Here is a 20,297-nt window from a genome sequence, read left to right on the forward strand (position 1 = left end):
TATACCTTTTTTTAATATATTCTATAAGTTTCATGAAATAGGGCAAATTTAGAACAATTTTACCCTATCCCATGTATAGTATATCATACTTTACTTAATAAATGAAGACTTAGGGAAGCCTTCCCTGTATTTACCTCTAGTTTGAAGCCCTCCAATGCCTTTTAAGCCAGTTATAGTATTTTCTATTACATCCTGTATTGGAACTATTTTATCAATATTTGTATATGCTATTTTCTCGCAAACTAATACTGGATCAAGACAGTGAATCAAAACCCTATTAGGAGAACTTGCAAAATTAGCTCCTGAATCTAAAATAGCTTCATAACAAGACTGACATGCTCCAGCAAATATAACAAGATCATCATAACTATTTTCATAATTTCTAAGGGTCTTTACTGCCTCGACAAAATATTTTGTATTTCTATAATTTTCAATATTCATATAATCTTTGGCATGCCTTATCATACCATCATGTCCTGTTATGACTACAATATCTGGTTTATACTTATTTACAAGCTCTAATATGTGTTTTGATTGTTCTCTCTCAGGAATGGCATGTCCAAAAGCTTCAAGGGAAAGCTGTTTATATGTTTTTAAGCACACCTCTAAATAATCAGCATCTCCGTCAATGTGAAGTATTCTTCCTGGCCTACCAAAGGTGAGTTTATTATCTTTTGTTTTGCTCTCTTCTTTCCTATATCCCCTTTTTTTTCTTTCTCCTTTTTGTTTTTTCTTTTTTCCCCTATATTCCTCCTTTTCTTTCTGTGCAGACACCAGAATTGTCTTATGCTCTTCCTCTCTTTGAGATATTACTCTTCTTATGGACTCATTTATTTTTTTATTAAATATAATATCTGCTTTACTAAGGTTTTTTTCTGTAACCTTTTCTAAATCTTCTTCTAGGGCATCTGCCTCTATTCTTAGATTTACCCCTTTTAACATATATATCTTATGATTGTCATCTCCCTCTTTAATCTCTATAATCTTAAATGTTATATCCTTATCATAAGATTTTCTTACAACTAAATCTCCAACTTCCATACTATGCCCTCCACAAAAGCTTCTCTTACCTTAGTATATGATTAATCTGCTAATAGGTACCTAATTTTAAAAATAGTCTGTGTTAGAACATATGGATATGAAAGTTACTTCATCAATACTTCACTACGTTAATAATTCTTTAATAAAAAAGAATTTCCCTAAAAATAAAGAAGTAGCACTAAAAGCACTTGTGCTACTTCTTTACTTACTTCCTAATTATTTGCCTTAGTACCTCTTCTTTTTATTTTTGGAGTTAAGAGCAACTTTATCTCTGCATAAGTATTTCTAACCTTGTATGTGGTAAAAACTCCCCACAAAGTTAGAAATCTGTCTATTGATCATATTTTTCTTTGAATTCCTTTAAAAATTCCATGTATACTTCTTGCTCATTCACTAATGATTCCATTTTTTTGCTAAAGGTATTTTGAATCCAAGTTGTTTCATTATAATAATATCTGTTACATAATCTCCAAAATCTTTGAGGAAATAATAAAAATGCATATAAAACTCTATATTCTTCTTCCCTTAGTGGGCTAACTGAATTATAGGAGTTTATTATAAGATCTGAAATCTCCATATTCCAATCTCTTCTTTTTAGCACCTTAGTCATGAAATTTGCTATATCATAAACCCTAAGTTCTCTTTTACAATAGTCAAAATCAACTACATTTACCTCATTATTTTCCCCTATTAATATATTATGATAAGTATAATCATGATGGCAGAAACTCATTTTCTCTTCTGCTTCGGCACACATGCTTTCATATTGCGAGTCCTTTAATATTTCCATAGACTGTTTGCCTAAATCCTTATAAAAGTCCATATATTTAATATATTCTATATCAAATTGGCTCTTTTTATTTTTCTTTTTTCTTACCATGTTTTTCATCTTATTAAAGGAGTTCACTCTTTTCTCCATCAAGTAAGGCCACCTGCATAGATCACTCTTTAACTTGCTATTTTCAGGTGGTTCATACCCCTCCGATGCTAAGTGTAACTCTGCAAGCTTTTTAGAAGCAAGCATAATATCTTCGTCATTATAAAAGTCACACTCTCTTCCTTTAATCCATTGTGATAAAGTATATATATCTTCATTTACTAAGGCATAAGGATTTCCTTCTGTGTTTAAATAATATCTATCTATATTTTTAAAGCCATTTTTAATTAGATGCTCTTTGGCTCCATAGATAAAAAATAACTTTTGGACTCCATAATTAATTTTTTTTAAACATTTCTTACCCTCGTCAGTATTTAACTCATATATACCCTTATTAGGAATCATTTCTTCGATCTTAATATCAAACTGTCTTTCAATTTCTAGTTCTCTCATCATTGTTATCTACCCCCCTATAAATTTATATGTGTCCTATATGGATTTTAGAAGTAAGATTTTATACCTCATTACTAACAAAAGTATGATTCTATTAATATAATAAATTATATTCATAAATAAGGAGTTTTATTATGAAAATTGGTATTGATGGAAGAGCTGCTAAATGGTATAGGGGAACTGGCATAGGAACATATACTTATGAACTCATTAACTTTCTTGGCAAAATACCAGGTTATTATTATTATGTTCATATGCCACAAAATATAAATTTCCCCTATTACGAAAACATTGAAATAATTGCTTCTAAGGATAACAAGAAAGAAAATTTTTGGGATGAAGTAAGGAACCCAAATTGTATTTCTTCTTTAGATATAGACCTATATCATATTCCTCAAAATGGAATAGGTATGCCTAATCCTAAAAAATGCCCCTATATAATAACATTACACGACATTATCCCTTGTAAACTTCCTGAAACAGTTAATCCAAAGTTTTTAAAGTTATTTCAAAAAACAATGCCTCCAATATTAGAAAAATCTGATGGAGTAATTACCGTATCAAATTTTTCTAAACAAGATATTGTAAATACCTTTAATTATCCCGAAGATAAAGTTTTTGTAACTCCCTTAGCAAGTGAAAAAATTTATCGTCCTTTAGATAAACTATATAGTAAAAAACTAATAGAGAAAAACTATGGTATAAGTGATCCTTTCATACTTTATATTGGAGGCCTAAGTCATAGAAAAAATATAGTTAGAATTATTGAAGCTTTTGAATTATTAAAAACAAAGTATAATAAAAACATAAAGCTTGTTATAGCTGGAAAAAAAGATTCTAACTATGAATTTTATAAAAAAGAAGTTCAAAGATTTTCTTTAGCATCCCATGTTGTTTTCCCTGGTTTTATACCAATGGAACATATGCCTTATATATATAATGCTTCTGAGCTATTTGTCTATCCTTCACTTTATGAAGGATTTGGACTTCCTCCAATAGAAGCTATGGCTTGTGGGGTTCCAGTAATAAGTTCTAATATTACTTCTATGCCAGAAGTTCTTAAAAATGCCGCTATTTTAATTAATCCTAAAGATTCTTTTATGCTTTGTGAAAAAATGTATGAAGTTTTAAGTGATAATTCACTTAGCAATAAGCTAAGCAAAAGAGGATTATGCAGAGCTAATGAATTAACCTGGGAAAAAACTGCTTCCTTAACCTTAGAAGCTTATAAAAAAGTCTATAATAAAAACTGCTGAAATATTATCAGCAGTTTTTATTAATTATAATTAATTAAATATATTTCTTTAAATCTTTCCATAAATTCTTCTTTTTCCTGTATACAGCTTACTTTGTTTTTTACTTTTTCTAAAAAGCTAATATACTCCCAGTCTTTTTGTCTAAAATAATAATGCTTAAATAGAGTAAAGCTTTTATAAGGGAACAATAACATCCCATATAAAACCTCAATTTCTTCTTTCTTTAAGGTATACACTTCCTTATAATTGTCTATAACAAAAGTAGCTTTATTTATATCATAGGCAAAATTTTTTACTACTTTGTATATATAATTAGCAATATCATGTACTTTTAAATCTATAATAGCGTAGTCAAAGTCTATAAAGTAAGCTTGTTCATCTTTAATAAGTATATTATGATAGGCAAGATCATGATGACAAAATGCTACAGCATTCTCTGTATCACATAATTTATGATACTGTGATTTTTTTAGTAAATTTACACTTTCCTCTCCTTTCTTTATTAAATAATCTACATTATTTAAAAATATCTCATCCATCTCTTTTTTATTATGATACCTTAAAACTAACTCTTTTAATAATTTTATTTCATGAATTTCATTCTCTAGTTTATTTATCAGCTTTCCCCTAAAATCCCTTTTCTCTAACTTATGATAAAACCCTTTAGAACTACTGTGAAGAGACCCTAAACTTCTAGTACCTAGAGCAATATCAATTGGATTACTGTATACACTTTCTCTTCCATTTATAAGATTCATAATACAATAATTGCTCCCCTTATAAGTTTCTATTATATTGCCATCTAAATTTTTTCTAAAAGAAAAGGTTCTTTCGAATCCCCTACTTTTTACATACTCTAACCCCCTATTAATAAACTCTAAATCTTCTGCTTCATAATCTAATTTTTTTATTATAAAGTCTCCTTCCTCTGATGAAACTATAAAGACCTTTCTAATAGGGGCTACATCCTTAATATGAAGATTAAACTTTCTAAATAAATCTATATCAAGAGAATAATCTTTTAGAAAATCTCTATCTTTATACTTTATATCAATCATGAAAACACTCCTTTATATTAGGCTTTTCCCATCCGCTTTCATAGCCTTTCTAAGCTTCTTTTCATATTTTTCAAAGGACCAATTTTTCTTATTTTCCCTGTATCTATCACAACATCTCATGACTTGTGTAGGATAAGATGCTAAAGAAATAATAAAATCTTCACTATGATCATCTATGTTTTCTAGGTCGCAAAACTTCTTACATATATATCTCCAATCTAATTCATGCCCTTCTCTTCTTAACTTTTTTATTAAATATATAAGATCCATTTCAACCAAGTTGTAACATATTTCTTTTACTTCTTTTATTTTCACAGTGTTATTTTCTAAAGTTAAATTATTTATCCACAAATTTTGAAGACATACTTCTTTTCTTCTCATACTTCTTAAGATTATTTCAACATAATAAGAAGTATTTACAATTTCTAAGGCTTTTTCTCCTCTATTAATATAATCCTCACCTATATAACTTAAAGTCTTTTCAAAATCATTTGTTGCTCCTTCTCTCCATATTCTCTCTATATCCTTAGTAAATCTTCTAAGACTTACCTTGTATTCTTCTATTTCTCTTCCTATTTTATTACTTAACCTACTTCTTAAATGCTTTTCAAATCCCATAGACCTCTTATGAAACTCCTTTAAATATATTAGTTGTTTTAAAACCTCATCTTCAGTAATATTAAGTTTATAATCAACCTTATTTTCAAAAGAATCTACTACCTTAATATTATTATTATTAAGATATTCTATAAAATCTAAGGAAGCAACACCCATTTCTTCACCCTACTTTCTTAGCATTAATTAAAAACATTTAGTTTTTCAAATTTCTTAATAAACTCTTCTTTTTGTTCTATATCTAAAATGTATTTTCTTAATTTTTTTAGGAAAAACTCCTCATTCCAAGGTTGCTCTTCCCAATAATACTGTATGCCTAATTGCCAATAAATTTGAGGAAAATTCATAAATCCTGCCATTACCGGTATCTCTTCCTTATAAATAGGATAGATTTCACCATATACTTTTAGGATATCTAAGGCATTATATATACTCCATTTTCCATCTTTCATCCTTCTTATTAATAAGCTACATAAGTCATGTAAATGAGTATCTAATATACAGTAATCAAAGTCTATTAGGTATATATCCTCATCTCTACCAATTAAAATATTATGATTAGCATAGTCATGATGACAAAATCCATTTTTCCTCATTTCCTTTTTCATAAGTTCCTCGTACAAGCTGTTTTTTAAAATATTTAGAGACTCATCACATCTCTTTAATTCACCTTCCATAATAGCTTCGTACTCTATATCAAATTCACTCTTCTTAGGTTTTTTATCTATTCTTCTTTTAAAATCAAAAATCTCATCTTTCCTAGTCTTAAAAGTTTCAATCCATTTAAGCCATCCTATTCTTGGTTTCATATCCTCTGTCACTATAAATCCTTCTGATTTTTTGTGAAGTTCCGCAAGATTTATGGTAGATTTATATATATCAAAAAAATTATCATAATTACTTTCTCTTGCATCCATCCAAGGATTTAAATATGCATAATTGTTAAAAACCTCAATATATTCTTTGCCATCTTTTGTGGGAATAAATTCAGGTATTTTATTATAACCATTACTTTGAAGATGCTTCATAGCCTTATATATAAAAAGAAAATGTGGAAACTCATACTTTATAACTTTTAATGCAAAATATTTATTATCACTCTCTATGTTGTATACATTTTTCACCTTTTTAATGTTATCTACCTTTATATCATAGTTTTTTTCTACTATTTTTTTTATATCTTCAAACATAAATTTAGTCCCCTATAAATTGCTATATTTCAATATATGACTAGTATTAATCTATTGTGATTGCACAAATTTAATAAAAGATTAATATACTATTATATATGTCATAATCTTAGGGAGTGATTTTATGAAAATTGCCATAGACTGTAGGGGCATAAATTGGTACCATGGCACTGGTATAGGAACTTATACAGATAATCTACTAAAAAACCTTTTAAATTTAGATAATGAAAATTACTATAATTTATTTTGGTCAGGTTTAGGATATGAAAAATATGAACATAAGAACACAAATTTTGTAATGTGTTCAAAAAAGCATCACAGATTTTTTCAACAGCATTATTTTCCTAACAACTTAGAAAATGAAAAAATAGACATATATCATGTTCCACAAAACGGCATAGGTCTTTCAGAAAATATAAATTGTTTAAAGTTTGTTACAGTTCACGATTTAATTCCCTACGTAATGCCTGAAACTGTTGGGGATGGTTATTTAAATAAATTTTTAAAAGAAATGCCCTATATAATAGAAAACTCTCATGGTGTCTTAACTGTTTCTGAGTTTTCTAAAAGAGATATTTTAAAGTTTTTTCCCATAGATGAGGATAAAGTATTTGTAACACCTCTTGCTGCAAATGAGATATTTAAGCCTTTAGACAGGATTTCATGTTCTAATTACATTAAAGAAAAATACAATATAAAGGGTAAATTCGCCTTATATGTAGGTGGTTTTAGCGATAGAAAAAATGTTCACTCTCTAATACAAGCCTTCTCTAAGGCATATAAAAACTTAGGTGAAGACTTTTCCTTACTTATTTTAGGTTCATATAGAGATAGTGATGGTCCTCTTGTTAGACTTGCGGACTCTTTAGGTATGAGTGAAAAAATAATATTTACTGGCTTTATTCCTGAAATTGAATTACCTATTTTTTATAATGCATCCTCACTTTTTGTATATCCTTCTTTTTATGAAGGTTTTGGTCTTCCTCCACTGGAAGCTATGAGTTGTGGAACTCCTGTTATATCCTCTAATCTTTCATCTATTCCAGAAGTAGTTAAGGATAATGGTATATTAATAGATCCTTATAATGTAAAAGAGCTTCAACACTCTATAGAAAAGGTATTAAATAATACTAATCTGCGAAGTAACTTAAGAAAAAACTCTCTACTAGGAGCTAAAAAATTCTCATGGGAAAATACAGCAAAATTAACTTTAGAAGCTTATAATAAAGTTTATACTAATTTTAAAATATAAAAATATTCTTACTAAATATATAGCCTCTTTGTTGATATTATGGTTACGCAATCACATATGAGCAATTTAAAGTGACTTTCATATCAACATTTCCCTCTAACATAGCCAATATAAAAAGGGTACCAAATTCTATGATTCTATTAATCCTCTTAGAATTTAAGTACCCTTTTACTATTAACTTAACTTTCTTGTACCATTTCCAATTCCGCTTAAATAGAAGCTTGGTTCATAACCTATGGTAGCTTTATAATTCTTGCCCACAACCTCCATAAAGTCTTTAACCCTATCTTTTCTAACTATACTTATGGCACATCCTCCAAAGCCTGCTCCAGTCATTCTAGCCCCTATACACCCTTCAACTTTTAAAGCCTCTTCTACCACAGTATCTAGTTCCTTACCTGTAACTTCATATAAATCCCTTAAAGAATTATGTGATTCAATTAAAAGCTGTCCAAATCTTTTTAAATCACCTTCATTTAAGGCTTTATATGCTTCTTTAACTCTTTCATTTTCATATACTACATGTTTTGCTCTCTTTTTTAAAACTTCACTTTCTAACAACTCTTTATAACTTTGAAAATCATCCTTAGATATCTCACATAAATTCTTAAAATATTTTTGAGACTTAATTATATTTAAAACCTTATCACATTCTTCTCTTCTCTCATTGTATTTTGACTCATTTAAAGCTCTTCTTTTATTTGTATTAATAAGTACTAAGGTATAATCTTTTAAATCTAAATCTGCATAACTATATTCTAAAGTATTACAATCCAATAAAATAGCCTTATTTTCTTTTCCCATGCCTACAGCAAATTGATCCATTATACCACAATTTACCCCTACGAAATCATTTTCTGCCTTTTGAGAGATTTTGATAAGTTCAATCATAGGTATAGTTTCCTCATTAAAAAGTACATTTACCATATATCCAATTAAAACTTCCAAGGATGCAGATGAGGATAACCCCGCACCATTTGGTATATCACCACTGATTAAAATATCCATTCCGCCTACCCTAAAACCTTTATCTTTCATTACCTTTATAACACCTTTAGGATAGTTAGCCCAATCATCTTCTTTTTTATATTCTATATTATTTATATCATCAGTAATTCTTAAATCAAAATTAGTTGAAACAAAGTTTATTTTACTATCATTTCTTTTTCTTACAAGTCCATAGGTTCCAAAATCTAAGGCACAGGGAAAAACTAGCCCTCCATTATAGTCAATGTGTTCTCCAATTAAATTTATTCTTCCTGGAGAATGAAAAGAAATAATTTCTCCTATACCTTGTCCAAATATTTCTATAAACTTATGTTTAAGTTCTTCTAAGCTCATACCCTAACCCCTCTATAATGTTTTATTTTACTTTGTATCCATGACTATCCGCCCTAATATTACCATCTTTAAAATCATAGTAAAGAGCAACTACGTCCCTAGATAATGGTTTCTGAAAATCTTTTATATGCCTCTCTTAGTTCTTCTGCTGTATCTTCCACAGCCCTTGGATTACAAGCAGCCCAAGCTCCTGTTTCAGAGGAAGCATTAAATTTAATCTTATCTGCTGATCTTAATGGTGGATAAAATTCTACATGAAAGTGATAATATTCATCATAATTTCCATACTCAGGTGAATTAACTGGTGCCTGATGGATACACATCATATATGGAAATCTTCTATTAAATAAGCTATCAAAGGTTCCCGAAACCTTCTTTAAAATATCTGCAAAATTAGTTTTTACTCTATCATTAAAATCAGTAATCTTACTATAATGATCCTTTGATACTATAAATACTCCATAAGGATAGTCTGTAAAAAAAGGTATATATGCAATAAAATCTTCATTTTCCATTACAACTCTCTGTTTAAAACTAATTTCTTCCCTATTCATATTGCAAATTAAACATTCTTTATTCTCCTCATAGTATTCCCTACAAGAATTTAATTCTGTCTGTATTTTTAAAGGCATTACTGAATACCCATAAATTTGTCCATGAGGGTGTGGCATAGTAACTCCTACCTCTTCCCCTCTATTTTCAAATTCTAATATGTATTTAATCTCTTTATCCTTAGATAATTCTTCATATCTAAGAGACCATAGATCTACTAACTTTTTAATATGCTCTACAGAAAGCTCACTTAAAACAGCATTATGTTCCTTAGAGTAAAGAATAACCTCACATTTTCCATATGCCTTTTTTGTCTTATATAATTCGCTTCCTACCTTATCTGGTTCTGGTGGATTTTCACTTAGTGCTGGAAAATCATTATCATACTTTAAAACTTGAAAATCCTCTGGAACCTTTCCTGAACCTGGACAAAATGGACACCAATCCTTAGGCATTTGAGGTCTATTTTGTCTATGAGATGCTACCATTGTCCAATCCTTTAACAATGGATTCCATCTTAATTCTGCCATAAAAAATCCCCCTTTATCTGCGAAAACCTTTTCTATTCAATAACTCTATAAACAATATATTTATATTATTATATCATAATCTTCATAATTAAGTAAAACAAAAAAATTCATAAAGCACTGATTAAAAATAATTTCATCATCAGTACCTTATGAAATCACTTTTTTACTTATCTTAAATTCTCTGCACAACTTTCCCTTAAAATTAGCTTTGTAGGAAGATTTAATTTTACAGTTCTTTTATTCTTTTGATTTATCATATCCATTAAGAATCTAGCTGCTTCAATAGCTACTAATTTCATATTTTGATCTACAGAGGTTAATCTAGGTCTAGTTACACTAGATAAAAGCGTGTTGTCAAATCCTATAATAGATAAGTCCTCTGGAACACTTATCCCAAGCTTAGCGCATATATTTAAAACACCTATAGCCATAAGGTCGTTACAGGCAAAAACTGCTGTAGGTCTTTTTGTACTTTTTAATAAATTTTCAAACTCTATTTCTGTTTGGTGAACAACTTGTATGCTATTTCCATCACCTACATTTAATATTTCACAATAATCTAATTTATGTTCACTTACTATGTCTTTATATACTTCTTCTTTTATATTATATGAAAGACTTTTATTTCCTCTTATAAATAATATATCCCTATGTTTTAAATCTAATAAATATTTAAAGGCATCTAAAGTACCTTTTTTTTCATCATAACAAACAGAATTACATGAATTACTTTCACATAAACCATTTACAATAATGATAGGTATATCTTTAGATATTTCCTCATAATATCCACTTTCCAAGTTATCTAAAGAAGGGTCTATTACAATAATTCCATCCACTTGCCTAGATATTATATCTTCTATTAAGTTCTTCTCCTCTTTACTATCTCCACCAGTATTACATAAGGAAATACTGTAATCAAATTGTTTTATAGCATTCTCAATACTTTCTACAATAGTAGAGAAAAAAAGATTTGTAATACCAGGAACTACTACTCCTATTACAGATGTTCTTTTTGTTATTAATCCTCTTGCCATAATATTGGGTCTATAGTTAAGCTTTTCTATTGCTTCCTCTATTCTTTCTCTAGTTTCCTTTTTTACTGGATAATTATTATTTAAAACTCTAGATACTGTGGTTATGGAAACCCCAGCCTCCTTAGCTACATCGTTTATAGTTACTGGCATCTATAGTCACCCTCTCAATTTTTCGAATTTTCAATAAAGTATTTTTATTACATATATATTATCAGATTATTTTTTATTTTTCAATAATATATAAGTTATATCAATATATTTTTATTCTTTATTTAATATCTTTTTTTATTCTATTATAATTATTTAAAAAATAAACATTTTACATGCTATTTTCATATTTTACAATAATATTTTTTTTATTTAAGGCTATACTAATATTATAATTTAACAAAAGGAGGCATGTAGAATTATGTCACATAAGAACAATAAAAATAGTAAAGATAATAAAAAATCTAGTCAAAAAACAAAATCCGAATTAAAGAAGATGCAAATGGAAACTGCCAATGAAATCGGAGTAAATAATGAATCTAAAAAATTAGGCAAAGAAAAGTAAGATAAACTTACCATAGCACAAAAGTGCTAAATTTTACACAGTAAATTATAAAAATATATGATACCTACCTCCTGTAAAATAAGTGGTAGGTATTATATACTTGGCTATATTTCTAAAAATAACATCAATGTTAAAATTAAATATAAGCAGTTCTAATACTATATATTTTTTTATATCTCTACCTTTAATATACATAAGTCTCCAACCAGCTCATAATTTGTTTTCTTATCTATTAAGATATTATCTTTTTCCTTTAAACTTATTATTTCCCTTGAATTTAGATCTATTACTTGGCCCTCCCCACTTAGAACAAATATAAAGTTTAAATTATTTAATGTTTCCAGTAAAGATTGTTCTTTAACCTTGATTTTCTCTATAGAGAACTCCATATTTTTGAAATACTCAAAATCCTCAATTATATTAATATTTAGATTTTTTCTTAGATCAATAACATTAAGCGCCTTTTTTATATGAAGTTCTCTACCTCTTCCATAATCATGTATTCTATAAGTTATATTACTATTTTGTTGTACTTCTAATAATTCTATTCCCTCTCCAATTGCATGAATTGTTCCTGCTGGTATATATATAAAATCTCCATTTTTAACTCTTATTTTATTAACGTAATTTTCTATTTCTCCACCCTTTAATATATCTTCTAGCTTATTATAAGATATTTCTTCTTTTAAACCACAATAAATATAGGCATCCTTTTTTGCATTTAAAATATACCAACATTCACTTTTTCCATTATCTTTTTCTACTGTTCTTGCAAACTCTTGTGTTGGATGGACTTGAATTGATAATTTATTAATTGCCATAATATTTTTTATTAGTATAGGGAAATCCACATAGTTTAAATATCTCCATAAATTTTTTTCTTTTATATCTTTATTTTCTATATTAGATACTCCCTCTTTATGACAACATAAATTCCAATCCTCAAAACCCCATGGCTTGCACTTGTGTACCGCATTTAATTTCAATATAGAGTTTCTCATATTTGTAAAAACACTCCCTAAACTACTTTTATTATTAAAGTATTCTAGGAGTATTTATTATGTTAATAGTTTTGTTGTTTTAATGAATTAATTCTTTCAATATTTCGTTATTATATTTAGTTTTAGTGCTTTTACAAAAGGAATCGAAATTTTTATACTAATAGTTTTGTTATTATCTATGTTTTTTATACCTTAAAAAATAATATACAGGAAGTCCTAACAAAGTTATCCCTATTCCCGTTAAAGAATTTATAGTATCGTTATTAATAGTACTTATAATAATATATAGCCCACCTAATATTCCAACAATAGGAGTAATGGGGTATAAGGGCACTGTGTAAGTTCGTTCTTTATCTTTATGTCTTTTTCTTAATATAAATATAGAGAAAACTCCTAAAGTAAAGAAAATCCAAAGAACAAAAACTATCATATCAGTTAATCTATTGAAACTTCCACTTAAGATATATCCAACTGCAAGTAATGCCTCTAATATTAAAGAGTTACTAGGAGTATTAAACTTTGGATGAACCTTAGAAATAAACTTATAGAAAGGAAGTTGTCCCCTTTCTGCCATAGCAAAAGGCACTCTTCCACCAGACATTAAATATCCATTTAGTGTACCAAATACAGATACCATTATGCCTAAAACTACAAAGATAGCTCCACCCTTGCCAAATAGTATTATAGCTGCATCCGCTGCAGGTTCTCTTGTTGCTATTATTTCATTAAAAGGAATTATTTTTAATAACACAAAATTAAAAATAGCATATATAAAAATTACAAAAGTAACCCCAATTATTATAGACCTAGGCAAATCCTTCTTTGGATTTTTTAATTCTCCCGCCATATTAGTAACATAAATCCATCCATCATAAGCCCATAAAGTTCCTAATATAGCTGTTCCAAAACCTGCACCTATTGAAACATCACTTAAAGAAATTGCATTTCCAACCGTACCCTTAAAAAAGCCAATAGTTACAATAGCTAAAATAGGAAGTAATTTACCAAAAGTAGATACTACTTGTATAATCCCTCCATACTTTGTTCCCATAACATTGAATCCTAAAACTACTAAAAGCACTATTGATGCAAAAATCTTAATTTGTGTATTAGTCATGGGAAGAAAAAATACTCCAAAATTAGCAAAAGCAATCGCTAAGGCTGCAACGGACGCTGGACATACTATTATAGTTTGTACCCATCCAAACAAAAATCCTAACTTCTCATCATACAACTCCTCTAAATATACATATAATCCTCCTGTTTTAGGGATTGCACTCCCAACCTCTGCAATAGTTAGAGCTGAACAGAGACTAATGACTCCACCAATAACCCATGCCATTAATCCCATAAATGAAGATCCCGAATTTTTAAAAACTACACCTATCTTCAAAAATATTCCTGAGCCTATTATAGTGCCTATAACTAAGGTTAGTGCATTTAAAAAAGAAATAGATTTTTTTAAATTTTTTTCTTCCATGTTTTCCTCCATTTTTTTCGACTTTAAAGTACATTTTATATATTGAATCTAATTTTATTACTATAATTCTATCATATTTTTAATACTATTCAATATTTTTTTGTATAAAATGAAAGAGTATGTTATTTATTTGAAAGGTTTTCTAAATATCATTTCTTTTATATACTTTTTTATCTACGAAATATTAATTATAGATAAATTCAATAGATTACCTCTTGAAAATTAGTTTTATTTATACTAATATATATATACAGAGAATCAATAATTATTTTTATTAACTAATAAATGTTTTTATATAATACTTACTTTCATTATTGAAGGTAAAATGAATTAAAAGTGAGGTAATTATATGTCAGCTATAAAAATAAGCAATGAAGCTTTTAAAGAATTTAAAGAGCTTTTAAAAAATAATCAAATAGAAACCGATACTGTTAGAATAGTTATATCAGGTATTGGCTGAGGAGGCCCTAGCTTTGGCCTTGTTCTGGATGAACAAAAAGAAAATGACATTGTAGAAAAAGTAGAAGACATGACTTTCCTTGTGGAAGATGATATTAATAAAGAATTTGGTACTTTAGCTATTAGATCTGGTGAAGAAAATGGATATGGCGGACTATCTATTGAACCAGAAAAAAAAGCAGAAGGCGGCTGCAGTAGCTGTTCAAGTTGTAAGTAATTTTTAAAAATATGCAAATAACTTTAAAAGAGGTTCTATATAATCTATAGAGCCTCTTTCTTCTATTAAAAAATCTAATACTATGTTTTTCTATTGAAAGTTAATCTTATTTATAATATGATATATTTATAAATATTATTTGATATGCTTTATCAAATAACACTTCTTATCTAATAAACAAATTTCTAAAATTCATAAGAAATTTTTGCTCCTACTAAAACTTAGAAAACTTTATCCCAAGACATAGCTGTTCTTTAATAACACTTTAAAGAAATCAGATAGTCCAAATCTTTGATTGGTAGGAGTCACCTTCACATAGTGGGATGTGAGTATTAGGTCGGATAGTCATTAAATAAAAGTGAGGTTGGATATATATGTCAGCAGTTAAAATAAGTGAAAATGCCTTTAAAGAATTAAAGGAACTTTTAAAAAATAATCAAATTGATGCTAATGTTGTTAGAATTGTAGTATCAGGTATGGGATGTAGTGGTCCTAGATTTGGACTTGTATTAGATGAGAAAAAAGAGGACGATATAGTAGAGGAAGTACAGGATATGACCTTCCTTGTACAAAAGGACATAAACTTAGAATTTGGTGTATTACAAATTAAATCTAGTGATGAAAATGGATATGGCGGACTATCTATAGAAACAGAAATTCCAGCTGGTGGTTGCTCAAGTTGTTCAGGATGTAACTAATTAAAGAAGCTGTTTAAAAATTGATATCTACTAATTCACTATAAAACCATGTATACAAGGGTTTTTCATTCCCATTTATACATGGTTTTTTTGTTGTTTAAGTCTGTATATTGCATTATGGAAGAGGCTCTTTTTACTATATATTTATTGAGTTGCACATTTTATTATAAATATATACTCATTTGTCATACAGTACATGCTCTTTTATATATATTTATCATATTCCCTATTCTCTTTTAACATATTAACTAAATGTTTTATTTCTTGATCTTTATTTTTATCCATAACCAAGATTACATCTTCCGTATCTACTATGATTAAATCACTAACTCCAAATCCTATTACTAGTTTATCTTTAGTAAAAACTGAGCATTCTTCACATTCTTCCATAAATACATTTCCTTTTACACTATTTCCTCGGAAATTTTTCATAAAACGACTTAAGGCAACATAACTTCCTATGTCATCCCATCCAAAACTACTTTTAATAACATAGGCCTTTCTTGTTTTCTGCATTACTCCAAAATCCACAGAAATACCCTCTATTAAATTGTATTGTTCTTTAATAGTTTCCTCCTCTGATTCTGTATCCAAGTTTTGATATATAACCATTAATCCCTTGTATATTTTATTTAAATATTTTTCCATTTCCCTTAAATATACATCTGCTCTCCAAACAAACATACCACTGTTCCAAAGATATGTCCCCTTTGAAACTAAATCTTTTGCAACCTCTATATTAGGTTTTTCTAAAAACCTATCAACTTTATATGATGGTATCTTTCCATCTATCCTATCACCCATTTCAATATATCCATAACCAGTTTCTGCTCTAGTAGGTTCTATGCCTAAGGTAACAAGTCCCCTTTTTCTCTTTGCTACACTTACCGATTCTTCTATAGTATCAACAAACATCTTATCACCCTCTATATGATGATCCGATGGTAAAACTATCATAGTTGCATCTTTATCTTTCTTTAAAAACTTTACTGCTGCAAGACCTATACATGTAGCAGTCCCCTTATAGACGATAAGGGTCTTTTTTATTAATTTTCATAGGTCACTGAAGGTCGCGACCGGTCATTTTTATTCTTCTACATTTGAATCTATTAATACATATCTAGTTTTCGATCCTATTCCAATTCTTTTTACTTTATCTAATTGTATTAGTGTATTAAAAATCTCTTTACTCTTTGTTCTACCAAAACCTAACTCACTAATGCATATTTTAGTATTTATGAATTTATTTTCAATTATATAATCTAACACCTTTTTTTCATCTTCTCCTAATACAACTGATTTTTTATAACACTCATCATTATTTATCTCATTTATATTTTCATTGCTAAGATTTTTAAATACTTCTGTTAAATAATACTTGGTTCCTCTACCTATTCCATCAGCCTCTAAATAACCTTTATCCACTAAAGACGATAGTATTTTGTTGCTATTTCTTGCATGCGTATCAAGTAATTGTTGAAGCCTATTATTAGTAACATATTCTTCTTGATGTGCTGCTACTAGTGCCATAACTTCTTCTCTACTTAGTTCATTATAATTATTCTTCAATGCAGATTTAAGTAGCATTATACTTCTTTCTGGTAACATTGAAATTGTTCTTAATGTTAATACTATTCTATCTGGATCGTATAATTCTTCCAAATCTGGTGCTAACCACTGTTGCTCTTTCCATGCTAGTTGTATATTTTCAAGTCCTGAACCTGCACGTTCTCCAATACCTAGTAAATTAAACATCTTAAATATATTTTCATTTCTTGGGTCACTTACTCCACCTTTTAATGCTTCTTCCCTTGTTATTCTTAAATTTCCAGGATTACTAAATTTAAAGTAGGTCTTTCCTTTTTCAATTACTATTCCCCTTGGAAGTCTATAGTCTGCATGTATTAATGCATTAGCAACTGCTTCCCTTACTGCCTCATGCACTCTTGTATCTTCTTGTCTTATTCCATTAATAGTTCTAAACGGTACATTTAGGTTATCCGTTATTTTATTTATAATCTTAAAATAAAAATCAAATATATTTCCACTCCAAGTTCCATCTGATGATATAAGTCTGTAATCCCATCTTACTTCTTCTGATATCTTTTCTCTATAATCTAAAAAGTACTTAGGGAATTCATCTGTTATGGCTCTATCTTCTCCAAACATCAAAAGCCCTGCTGCAGTTATTCCTTCTTTACCCGTTTTTCTGTCTTTATCATAAGCACCTAATTTATATAAAAAAGCTTTATCATCAAGAGATACCCATGGATGACTTGGCTTTATAGCTCTTAATCTGTTTCTAAAACTATTTATAGTATCTTGATTTAAATCACTTATATCAAAACCTTCTAATATTAAACTATCTTGAGACTCCTCTAGTTGATCCGCAAGCATTCTCTTTATTTCTTCTTTTGAACATTTATAATCTCCTGAATAGTTTCTCCTAAATGTACCTGAATGTTTGCTATCATTAAATGGATTTTCACCTATATATACTGGTCTTGCTTTTCTATCAGCCTTAGGTATATTTATTTTTATAACCTTAGAACCTTCAATAGTAAGTGTTTCTATTGAATTATTACTTAATATATTGGCACTTACCTTTTTAGGATTATTTAAGTTGTCCCATAAGTCTTTAATTATGTTTTCTTCATCCTTAACTCCAGTAACAAAAAACTTACCCGCCTTTTCTTTTATCCCTAAGAAAATTGTTCCTCCATTAGTATTTGCAAATGCTGAATAAGTCTCCCATAAGTCCTTAGGTAATCCACCTAAAGCCTCTTTACACTCTATTTCATCATTTTCTACTAATGTGTAAATATCGAACTCCATATCATCACCTCTTTTAAATTTAAATTTTCAATTCTTAATTAAATATCTATCTTCATTATACCAAATCCTATTTCTTTTTAAACTTGCTATTAAATCATTGAATTAGTTTTTACTAAATTTAAAATAAACCTCTACAGTCTTTTCTTTTTTATCTTTGTTTTCTGTTACAATAATTTTATCTACTAAAGTTTCTACTAAGGCCCTATCTATTTCTTTTACTTCCAATACTTTTTCTATTTCATCCTTATATATTTGTAATATATCATTAGTATCTGCATCTTTCATAAGTATTTCATCTAATTCCTTTTTTCTTTTAAGGAGTTTTTCTTGCTTGTCTTGAATAACTGCAACCATATTGCTAAAGTTTCTTTCAGTAATTACTTCCATTAACTTATCCTCATATAGTTTTTGAAATTTACCATCTAATGTGGATAACTGCTGCTCAACTGTGACTAATTCTTTTTCAAAATTATTACCTAGACTTATATCTTTTACCGAATCATAATATTGGTCCTTATTTATATTTTTATCTATGATTTCTTTTAAGTTGGTTTTTATAAGTTCTGTTAAATATTCTTCCTTTACACTATGCGCAGTACACCTCTGTCCTCCCATTTGACTATTAGTACATTTATACCCTTTATATTTTGCCCTATAGGTCATTGAACCCTTACAATCTCCACATTTTAATGTCCTTGAAAACGGATGAAGAACTCCGTTTTTATACCTATATCCATTACTTCGCTCTTCAAGGAGTTTTTGTACCTTTTTAAAAGTTTGCTTATCTATTATACCTTCAAACTCTCCCCCAAATATCCATTCATGCTCTTCTGTGGTTCTTATTTTTTTTACCTTATAACTTACTTTTCTCCAACGTTGCTGTACCATATATCCACCATATTTAGGGTTCTTGAGGATTGAAAATATTGTATTATTGGTCCAAATACCAAACTTTTTTCTTTTAAAATTATTAAGCCTTGCAGAGGGTGGTTCTATTCCTTTCTTATTTAGGTGGGTTGCTATCCTACCAGCACCCCATCCACTTATATACAAAGAAAAAATTTCTTTAACTACTTCTGTAGTTTCTCCTCCTTCTGGAACTAAAACTATAGTCTTTTGATTTCCTTCATAATACTCTTCAAATTTATATCCGTATGGTGGTTTACTAGCAATAGATGAACCTCTCTCCATCCTATCTGTTAATGCACTTCTTACCCTCTTACTACAATCCTTAATATACATTTCATTTAAAATATTTTTAAAGGGAATAATATCATTAAATTCATTCTCTGTATCTACATTATCCAAAACAGATATAAATCTTACATTATTAACTTTAAAATAATCCTCTAGGTAATACCCTGCTAAAACATAGTTTCTTGAAAATCTAGATAAGTCCCTTGTAAGCACCATATTAATCTTCTTATCTTCAATGTCTCCCTTCATTCTAATAAATGAATCTCTATCAAAGTTTGATCCTGACATCCCCTGATCTTCATAAACATCAATCAAGTTATATACAGCCTCTTTATCATCTCTAGATCTTTCTAAAAGCCATTTTTTTAAGTTACCCACTTGCGCTGGAATAGATTCACTCTGTTCTTTTTTATCAGTAGAAACCCTTGCATATATTGCTACATTCCAAACTTTTCTCATTTTGTTTCATCCACCTTTTTATCTGTATTGGTGGATGGATAGTTTTCTTTTTGATTATAGAACTCAAATTCTCCATTTTTCAGCCTATTTGTTACTTCGTATATTTTATCTTTAACTATTTCATCGATTAAACTCTCCAAGTTTTCCCTACCAAATTTAATTTTTGTTTGGATCTTCGTCAATTTAATCCCTCGTA

Annotated in this window: 18 protein-coding genes and 1 pseudogene; 5 read left to right on the forward strand and 14 right to left on the reverse strand. The window is 28.6% G+C overall.

Annotated features, from left to right (window positions below):
- Positions 1 to 90: 90 nt before the first annotated feature.
- Both yabG and FNZ64_RS02370 read right to left on the reverse strand, forming a co-directional pair.
- Entirely contained in the window at positions 91 to 1,041 is a 951-nt protein-coding gene (gene yabG, locus FNZ64_RS02365) for a sporulation peptidase YabG (RefSeq protein ID WP_142413267.1), read from the reverse strand.
- A gap of 331 nt (positions 1,042 to 1,372) precedes the next feature.
- Positions 1,373 to 2,374, reverse strand: coding sequence for a CotS family spore coat protein (locus FNZ64_RS02370; RefSeq protein WP_142413268.1), 1,002 nt, complete (start codon positions 2,372 to 2,374; stop codon positions 1,373 to 1,375).
- A gap of 131 nt (positions 2,375 to 2,505) precedes the next feature.
- On the opposite strand from FNZ64_RS02370, the gene FNZ64_RS02375 reads away from it, so the two are divergent.
- Positions 2,506 to 3,627: a glycosyltransferase family 4 protein gene (locus FNZ64_RS02375; RefSeq protein ID WP_142413269.1), complete on the forward strand. Its 1,122-nt coding sequence runs from the start codon at positions 2,506 to 2,508 to the stop codon at positions 3,625 to 3,627.
- A 20-nt stretch (positions 3,628 to 3,647) separates the two neighbouring features.
- On the opposite strand, the gene FNZ64_RS02380 is transcribed toward FNZ64_RS02375, so the two are convergent.
- The 3 genes from FNZ64_RS02380 to FNZ64_RS02390 are packed head-to-tail and all read right to left on the reverse strand — an operon-like array spanning position 3,648 to position 6,490.
- Positions 3,648 to 4,685: a CotS family spore coat protein gene (locus tag FNZ64_RS02380; RefSeq protein ID WP_142413270.1), complete on the reverse strand. Its 1,038-nt coding sequence runs from the start codon at positions 4,683 to 4,685 to the stop codon at positions 3,648 to 3,650.
- 12 nt (positions 4,686 to 4,697) lie between these two features.
- Positions 4,698 to 5,459 carry a hypothetical protein gene (locus tag FNZ64_RS02385; RefSeq protein WP_142413271.1) on the reverse strand — a complete coding sequence of 254 codons (762 nt, stop codon included), beginning with the start codon at positions 5,457 to 5,459 and terminating at the stop codon, positions 4,698 to 4,700.
- A 23-nt stretch (positions 5,460 to 5,482) separates the two neighbouring features.
- Entirely contained in the window at positions 5,483 to 6,490 is a 1,008-nt protein-coding gene (locus FNZ64_RS02390; protein WP_142413272.1) for a CotS family spore coat protein, read from the reverse strand.
- A gap of 124 nt (positions 6,491 to 6,614) precedes the next feature.
- Here FNZ64_RS02390 and FNZ64_RS02395 point away from each other — a divergent pair, with 124 nt between their 5' ends.
- Positions 6,615 to 7,742 carry a glycosyltransferase family 4 protein gene (locus tag FNZ64_RS02395; protein WP_142413273.1) on the forward strand — a complete coding sequence of 376 codons (1,128 nt, stop codon included), beginning with the start codon at positions 6,615 to 6,617 and terminating at the stop codon, positions 7,740 to 7,742.
- A 174-nt stretch (positions 7,743 to 7,916) separates the two neighbouring features.
- Here the strand turns inward: FNZ64_RS02395 and FNZ64_RS02400 are convergent, their stop codons facing one another.
- The 3 genes from FNZ64_RS02400 to FNZ64_RS02410 form a co-directional block, all read right to left on the reverse strand.
- Positions 7,917 to 9,083: a galactokinase gene (locus FNZ64_RS02400; protein ID WP_142413274.1), complete on the reverse strand. Its 1,167-nt coding sequence runs from the start codon at positions 9,081 to 9,083 to the stop codon at positions 7,917 to 7,919.
- A 98-nt stretch (positions 9,084 to 9,181) separates the two neighbouring features.
- A complete protein-coding gene (gene galT, locus FNZ64_RS02405) occupies positions 9,182 to 10,165 on the reverse strand; it encodes a galactose-1-phosphate uridylyltransferase (RefSeq protein WP_142413275.1) in 984 nt (327 codons plus the stop codon).
- Between the two features lie 167 nt (positions 10,166 to 10,332).
- A complete protein-coding gene (locus FNZ64_RS02410; RefSeq protein WP_142413276.1) occupies positions 10,333 to 11,352 on the reverse strand; it encodes a LacI family DNA-binding transcriptional regulator in 1,020 nt (339 codons plus the stop codon).
- Between the two features lie 259 nt (positions 11,353 to 11,611).
- On the opposite strand from FNZ64_RS02410, the gene FNZ64_RS02415 reads away from it, so the two are divergent.
- The gene (locus FNZ64_RS02415; RefSeq protein ID WP_142413277.1) at positions 11,612 to 11,755 is read left to right on the forward strand and encodes a small, acid-soluble spore protein, alpha/beta type; all 144 of its coding nucleotides are present in this window, start codon (positions 11,612 to 11,614) and stop codon (positions 11,753 to 11,755) included.
- A gap of 170 nt (positions 11,756 to 11,925) precedes the next feature.
- On the opposite strand, the gene FNZ64_RS02420 is transcribed toward FNZ64_RS02415, so the two are convergent.
- A complete protein-coding gene (locus tag FNZ64_RS02420) occupies positions 11,926 to 12,756 on the reverse strand; it encodes a class I mannose-6-phosphate isomerase (protein WP_142413278.1) in 831 nt (276 codons plus the stop codon).
- 172 nt (positions 12,757 to 12,928) lie between these two features.
- Positions 12,929 to 14,236 carry an APC family permease gene (locus FNZ64_RS02425; protein WP_142413279.1) on the reverse strand — a complete coding sequence of 436 codons (1,308 nt, stop codon included), beginning with the start codon at positions 14,234 to 14,236 and terminating at the stop codon, positions 12,929 to 12,931.
- A gap of 541 nt (positions 14,237 to 14,777) precedes the next feature.
- Here FNZ64_RS02425 and FNZ64_RS14995 point away from each other — a divergent pair.
- Both FNZ64_RS14995 and FNZ64_RS02435 read left to right on the forward strand, forming a co-directional pair.
- Positions 14,778 to 14,912, forward strand: a complete 135-nt coding sequence (locus FNZ64_RS14995) for a hypothetical protein (RefSeq protein ID WP_279233254.1) — start codon at positions 14,778 to 14,780, stop codon at positions 14,910 to 14,912.
- A gap of 374 nt (positions 14,913 to 15,286) precedes the next feature.
- Positions 15,287 to 15,610, forward strand: a complete 324-nt coding sequence (locus FNZ64_RS02435) for a HesB-like protein (RefSeq protein ID WP_142413281.1) — start codon at positions 15,287 to 15,289, stop codon at positions 15,608 to 15,610.
- A gap of 204 nt (positions 15,611 to 15,814) precedes the next feature.
- Here the strand turns inward: FNZ64_RS02435 and FNZ64_RS02440 are convergent.
- From FNZ64_RS02440 to FNZ64_RS02455, 4 genes and pseudogenes are all read right to left on the reverse strand, one after another.
- A pseudogene (locus FNZ64_RS02440) lies at positions 15,815 to 16,633 on the reverse strand (mannose-1-phosphate guanylyltransferase); the annotation flags it as partial.
- Positions 16,634 to 16,696: 63 nt separating this feature from the next.
- Positions 16,697 to 18,445 (reverse strand): RNA-binding domain-containing protein, encoded by a 1,749-nt coding sequence (locus tag FNZ64_RS02445; protein ID WP_142413283.1) that lies wholly within the window; start codon positions 18,443 to 18,445, stop codon positions 16,697 to 16,699.
- 102 nt (positions 18,446 to 18,547) lie between these two features.
- Positions 18,548 to 20,101 (reverse strand): recombinase family protein, encoded by a 1,554-nt coding sequence (locus FNZ64_RS02450; protein WP_142413284.1) that lies wholly within the window; start codon positions 20,099 to 20,101, stop codon positions 18,548 to 18,550.
- A complete protein-coding gene (locus FNZ64_RS02455) occupies positions 20,098 to 20,283 on the reverse strand; it encodes a hypothetical protein (RefSeq protein WP_142413285.1) in 186 nt (61 codons plus the stop codon). The genes FNZ64_RS02450 and FNZ64_RS02455 overlap by 4 nt, the downstream gene beginning before the upstream one ends.
- Positions 20,284 to 20,297: the final 14 nt, after the last annotated feature.

The organism is Hathewaya massiliensis (assembly GCF_902143515.1).
GTDB lineage: Bacteria > Bacillota > Clostridia > Clostridiales > Clostridiaceae > Hathewaya > Hathewaya massiliensis.

Bases quoted from the DNA above. Each gene is read 5' to 3' on its own strand.
- FNZ64_RS02390 (WP_142413272.1), bottom strand. From the start codon at position 6,490: ATGTTTGAAGATATAAAAAAAATAGTAGAAAAAAACTATGATATAAAG.
- FNZ64_RS02380 (WP_142413270.1), bottom strand. From the start codon at position 4,685: ATGATTGATATAAAGTATAAAGATAGAGATTTTCTAAAAGATTATTCT.
- FNZ64_RS02435 (WP_142413281.1), top strand. From the start codon at position 15,287: ATGTCAGCAGTTAAAATAAGTGAAAATGCCTTTAAAGAATTAAAGGAA.
- FNZ64_RS02385 (WP_142413271.1), bottom strand. From the start codon at position 5,459: ATGGGTGTTGCTTCCTTAGATTTTATAGAATATCTTAATAATAATAAT.
- FNZ64_RS02410 (WP_142413276.1), bottom strand. From the start codon at position 11,352: ATGCCAGTAACTATAAACGATGTAGCTAAGGAGGCTGGGGTTTCCATA.
- FNZ64_RS02415 (WP_142413277.1), top strand. From the start codon at position 11,612: ATGTCACATAAGAACAATAAAAATAGTAAAGATAATAAAAAATCTAGT.
- galT (WP_142413275.1), bottom strand. From the start codon at position 10,165: ATGGCAGAATTAAGATGGAATCCATTGTTAAAGGATTGGACAATGGTA.
- FNZ64_RS02450 (WP_142413284.1), bottom strand. From the start codon at position 20,101: ATGAGAAAAGTTTGGAATGTAGCAATATATGCAAGGGTTTCTACTGAT.
- FNZ64_RS02370 (WP_142413268.1), bottom strand. From the start codon at position 2,374: ATGATGAGAGAACTAGAAATTGAAAGACAGTTTGATATTAAGATCGAA.
- FNZ64_RS02375 (WP_142413269.1), top strand. From the start codon at position 2,506: ATGAAAATTGGTATTGATGGAAGAGCTGCTAAATGGTATAGGGGAACT.
- FNZ64_RS02425 (WP_142413279.1), bottom strand. From the start codon at position 14,236: ATGGAAGAAAAAAATTTAAAAAAATCTATTTCTTTTTTAAATGCACTA.
- FNZ64_RS02400 (WP_142413274.1), bottom strand. From the start codon at position 9,083: ATGAGCTTAGAAGAACTTAAACATAAGTTTATAGAAATATTTGGACAA.
- FNZ64_RS02445 (WP_142413283.1), bottom strand. From the start codon at position 18,445: ATGGAGTTCGATATTTACACATTAGTAGAAAATGATGAAATAGAGTGT.
- yabG (WP_142413267.1), bottom strand. From the start codon at position 1,041: ATGGAAGTTGGAGATTTAGTTGTAAGAAAATCTTATGATAAGGATATA.
- FNZ64_RS02395 (WP_142413273.1), top strand. From the start codon at position 6,615: ATGAAAATTGCCATAGACTGTAGGGGCATAAATTGGTACCATGGCACT.
- FNZ64_RS02420 (WP_142413278.1), bottom strand. From the start codon at position 12,756: ATGAGAAACTCTATATTGAAATTAAATGCGGTACACAAGTGCAAGCCA.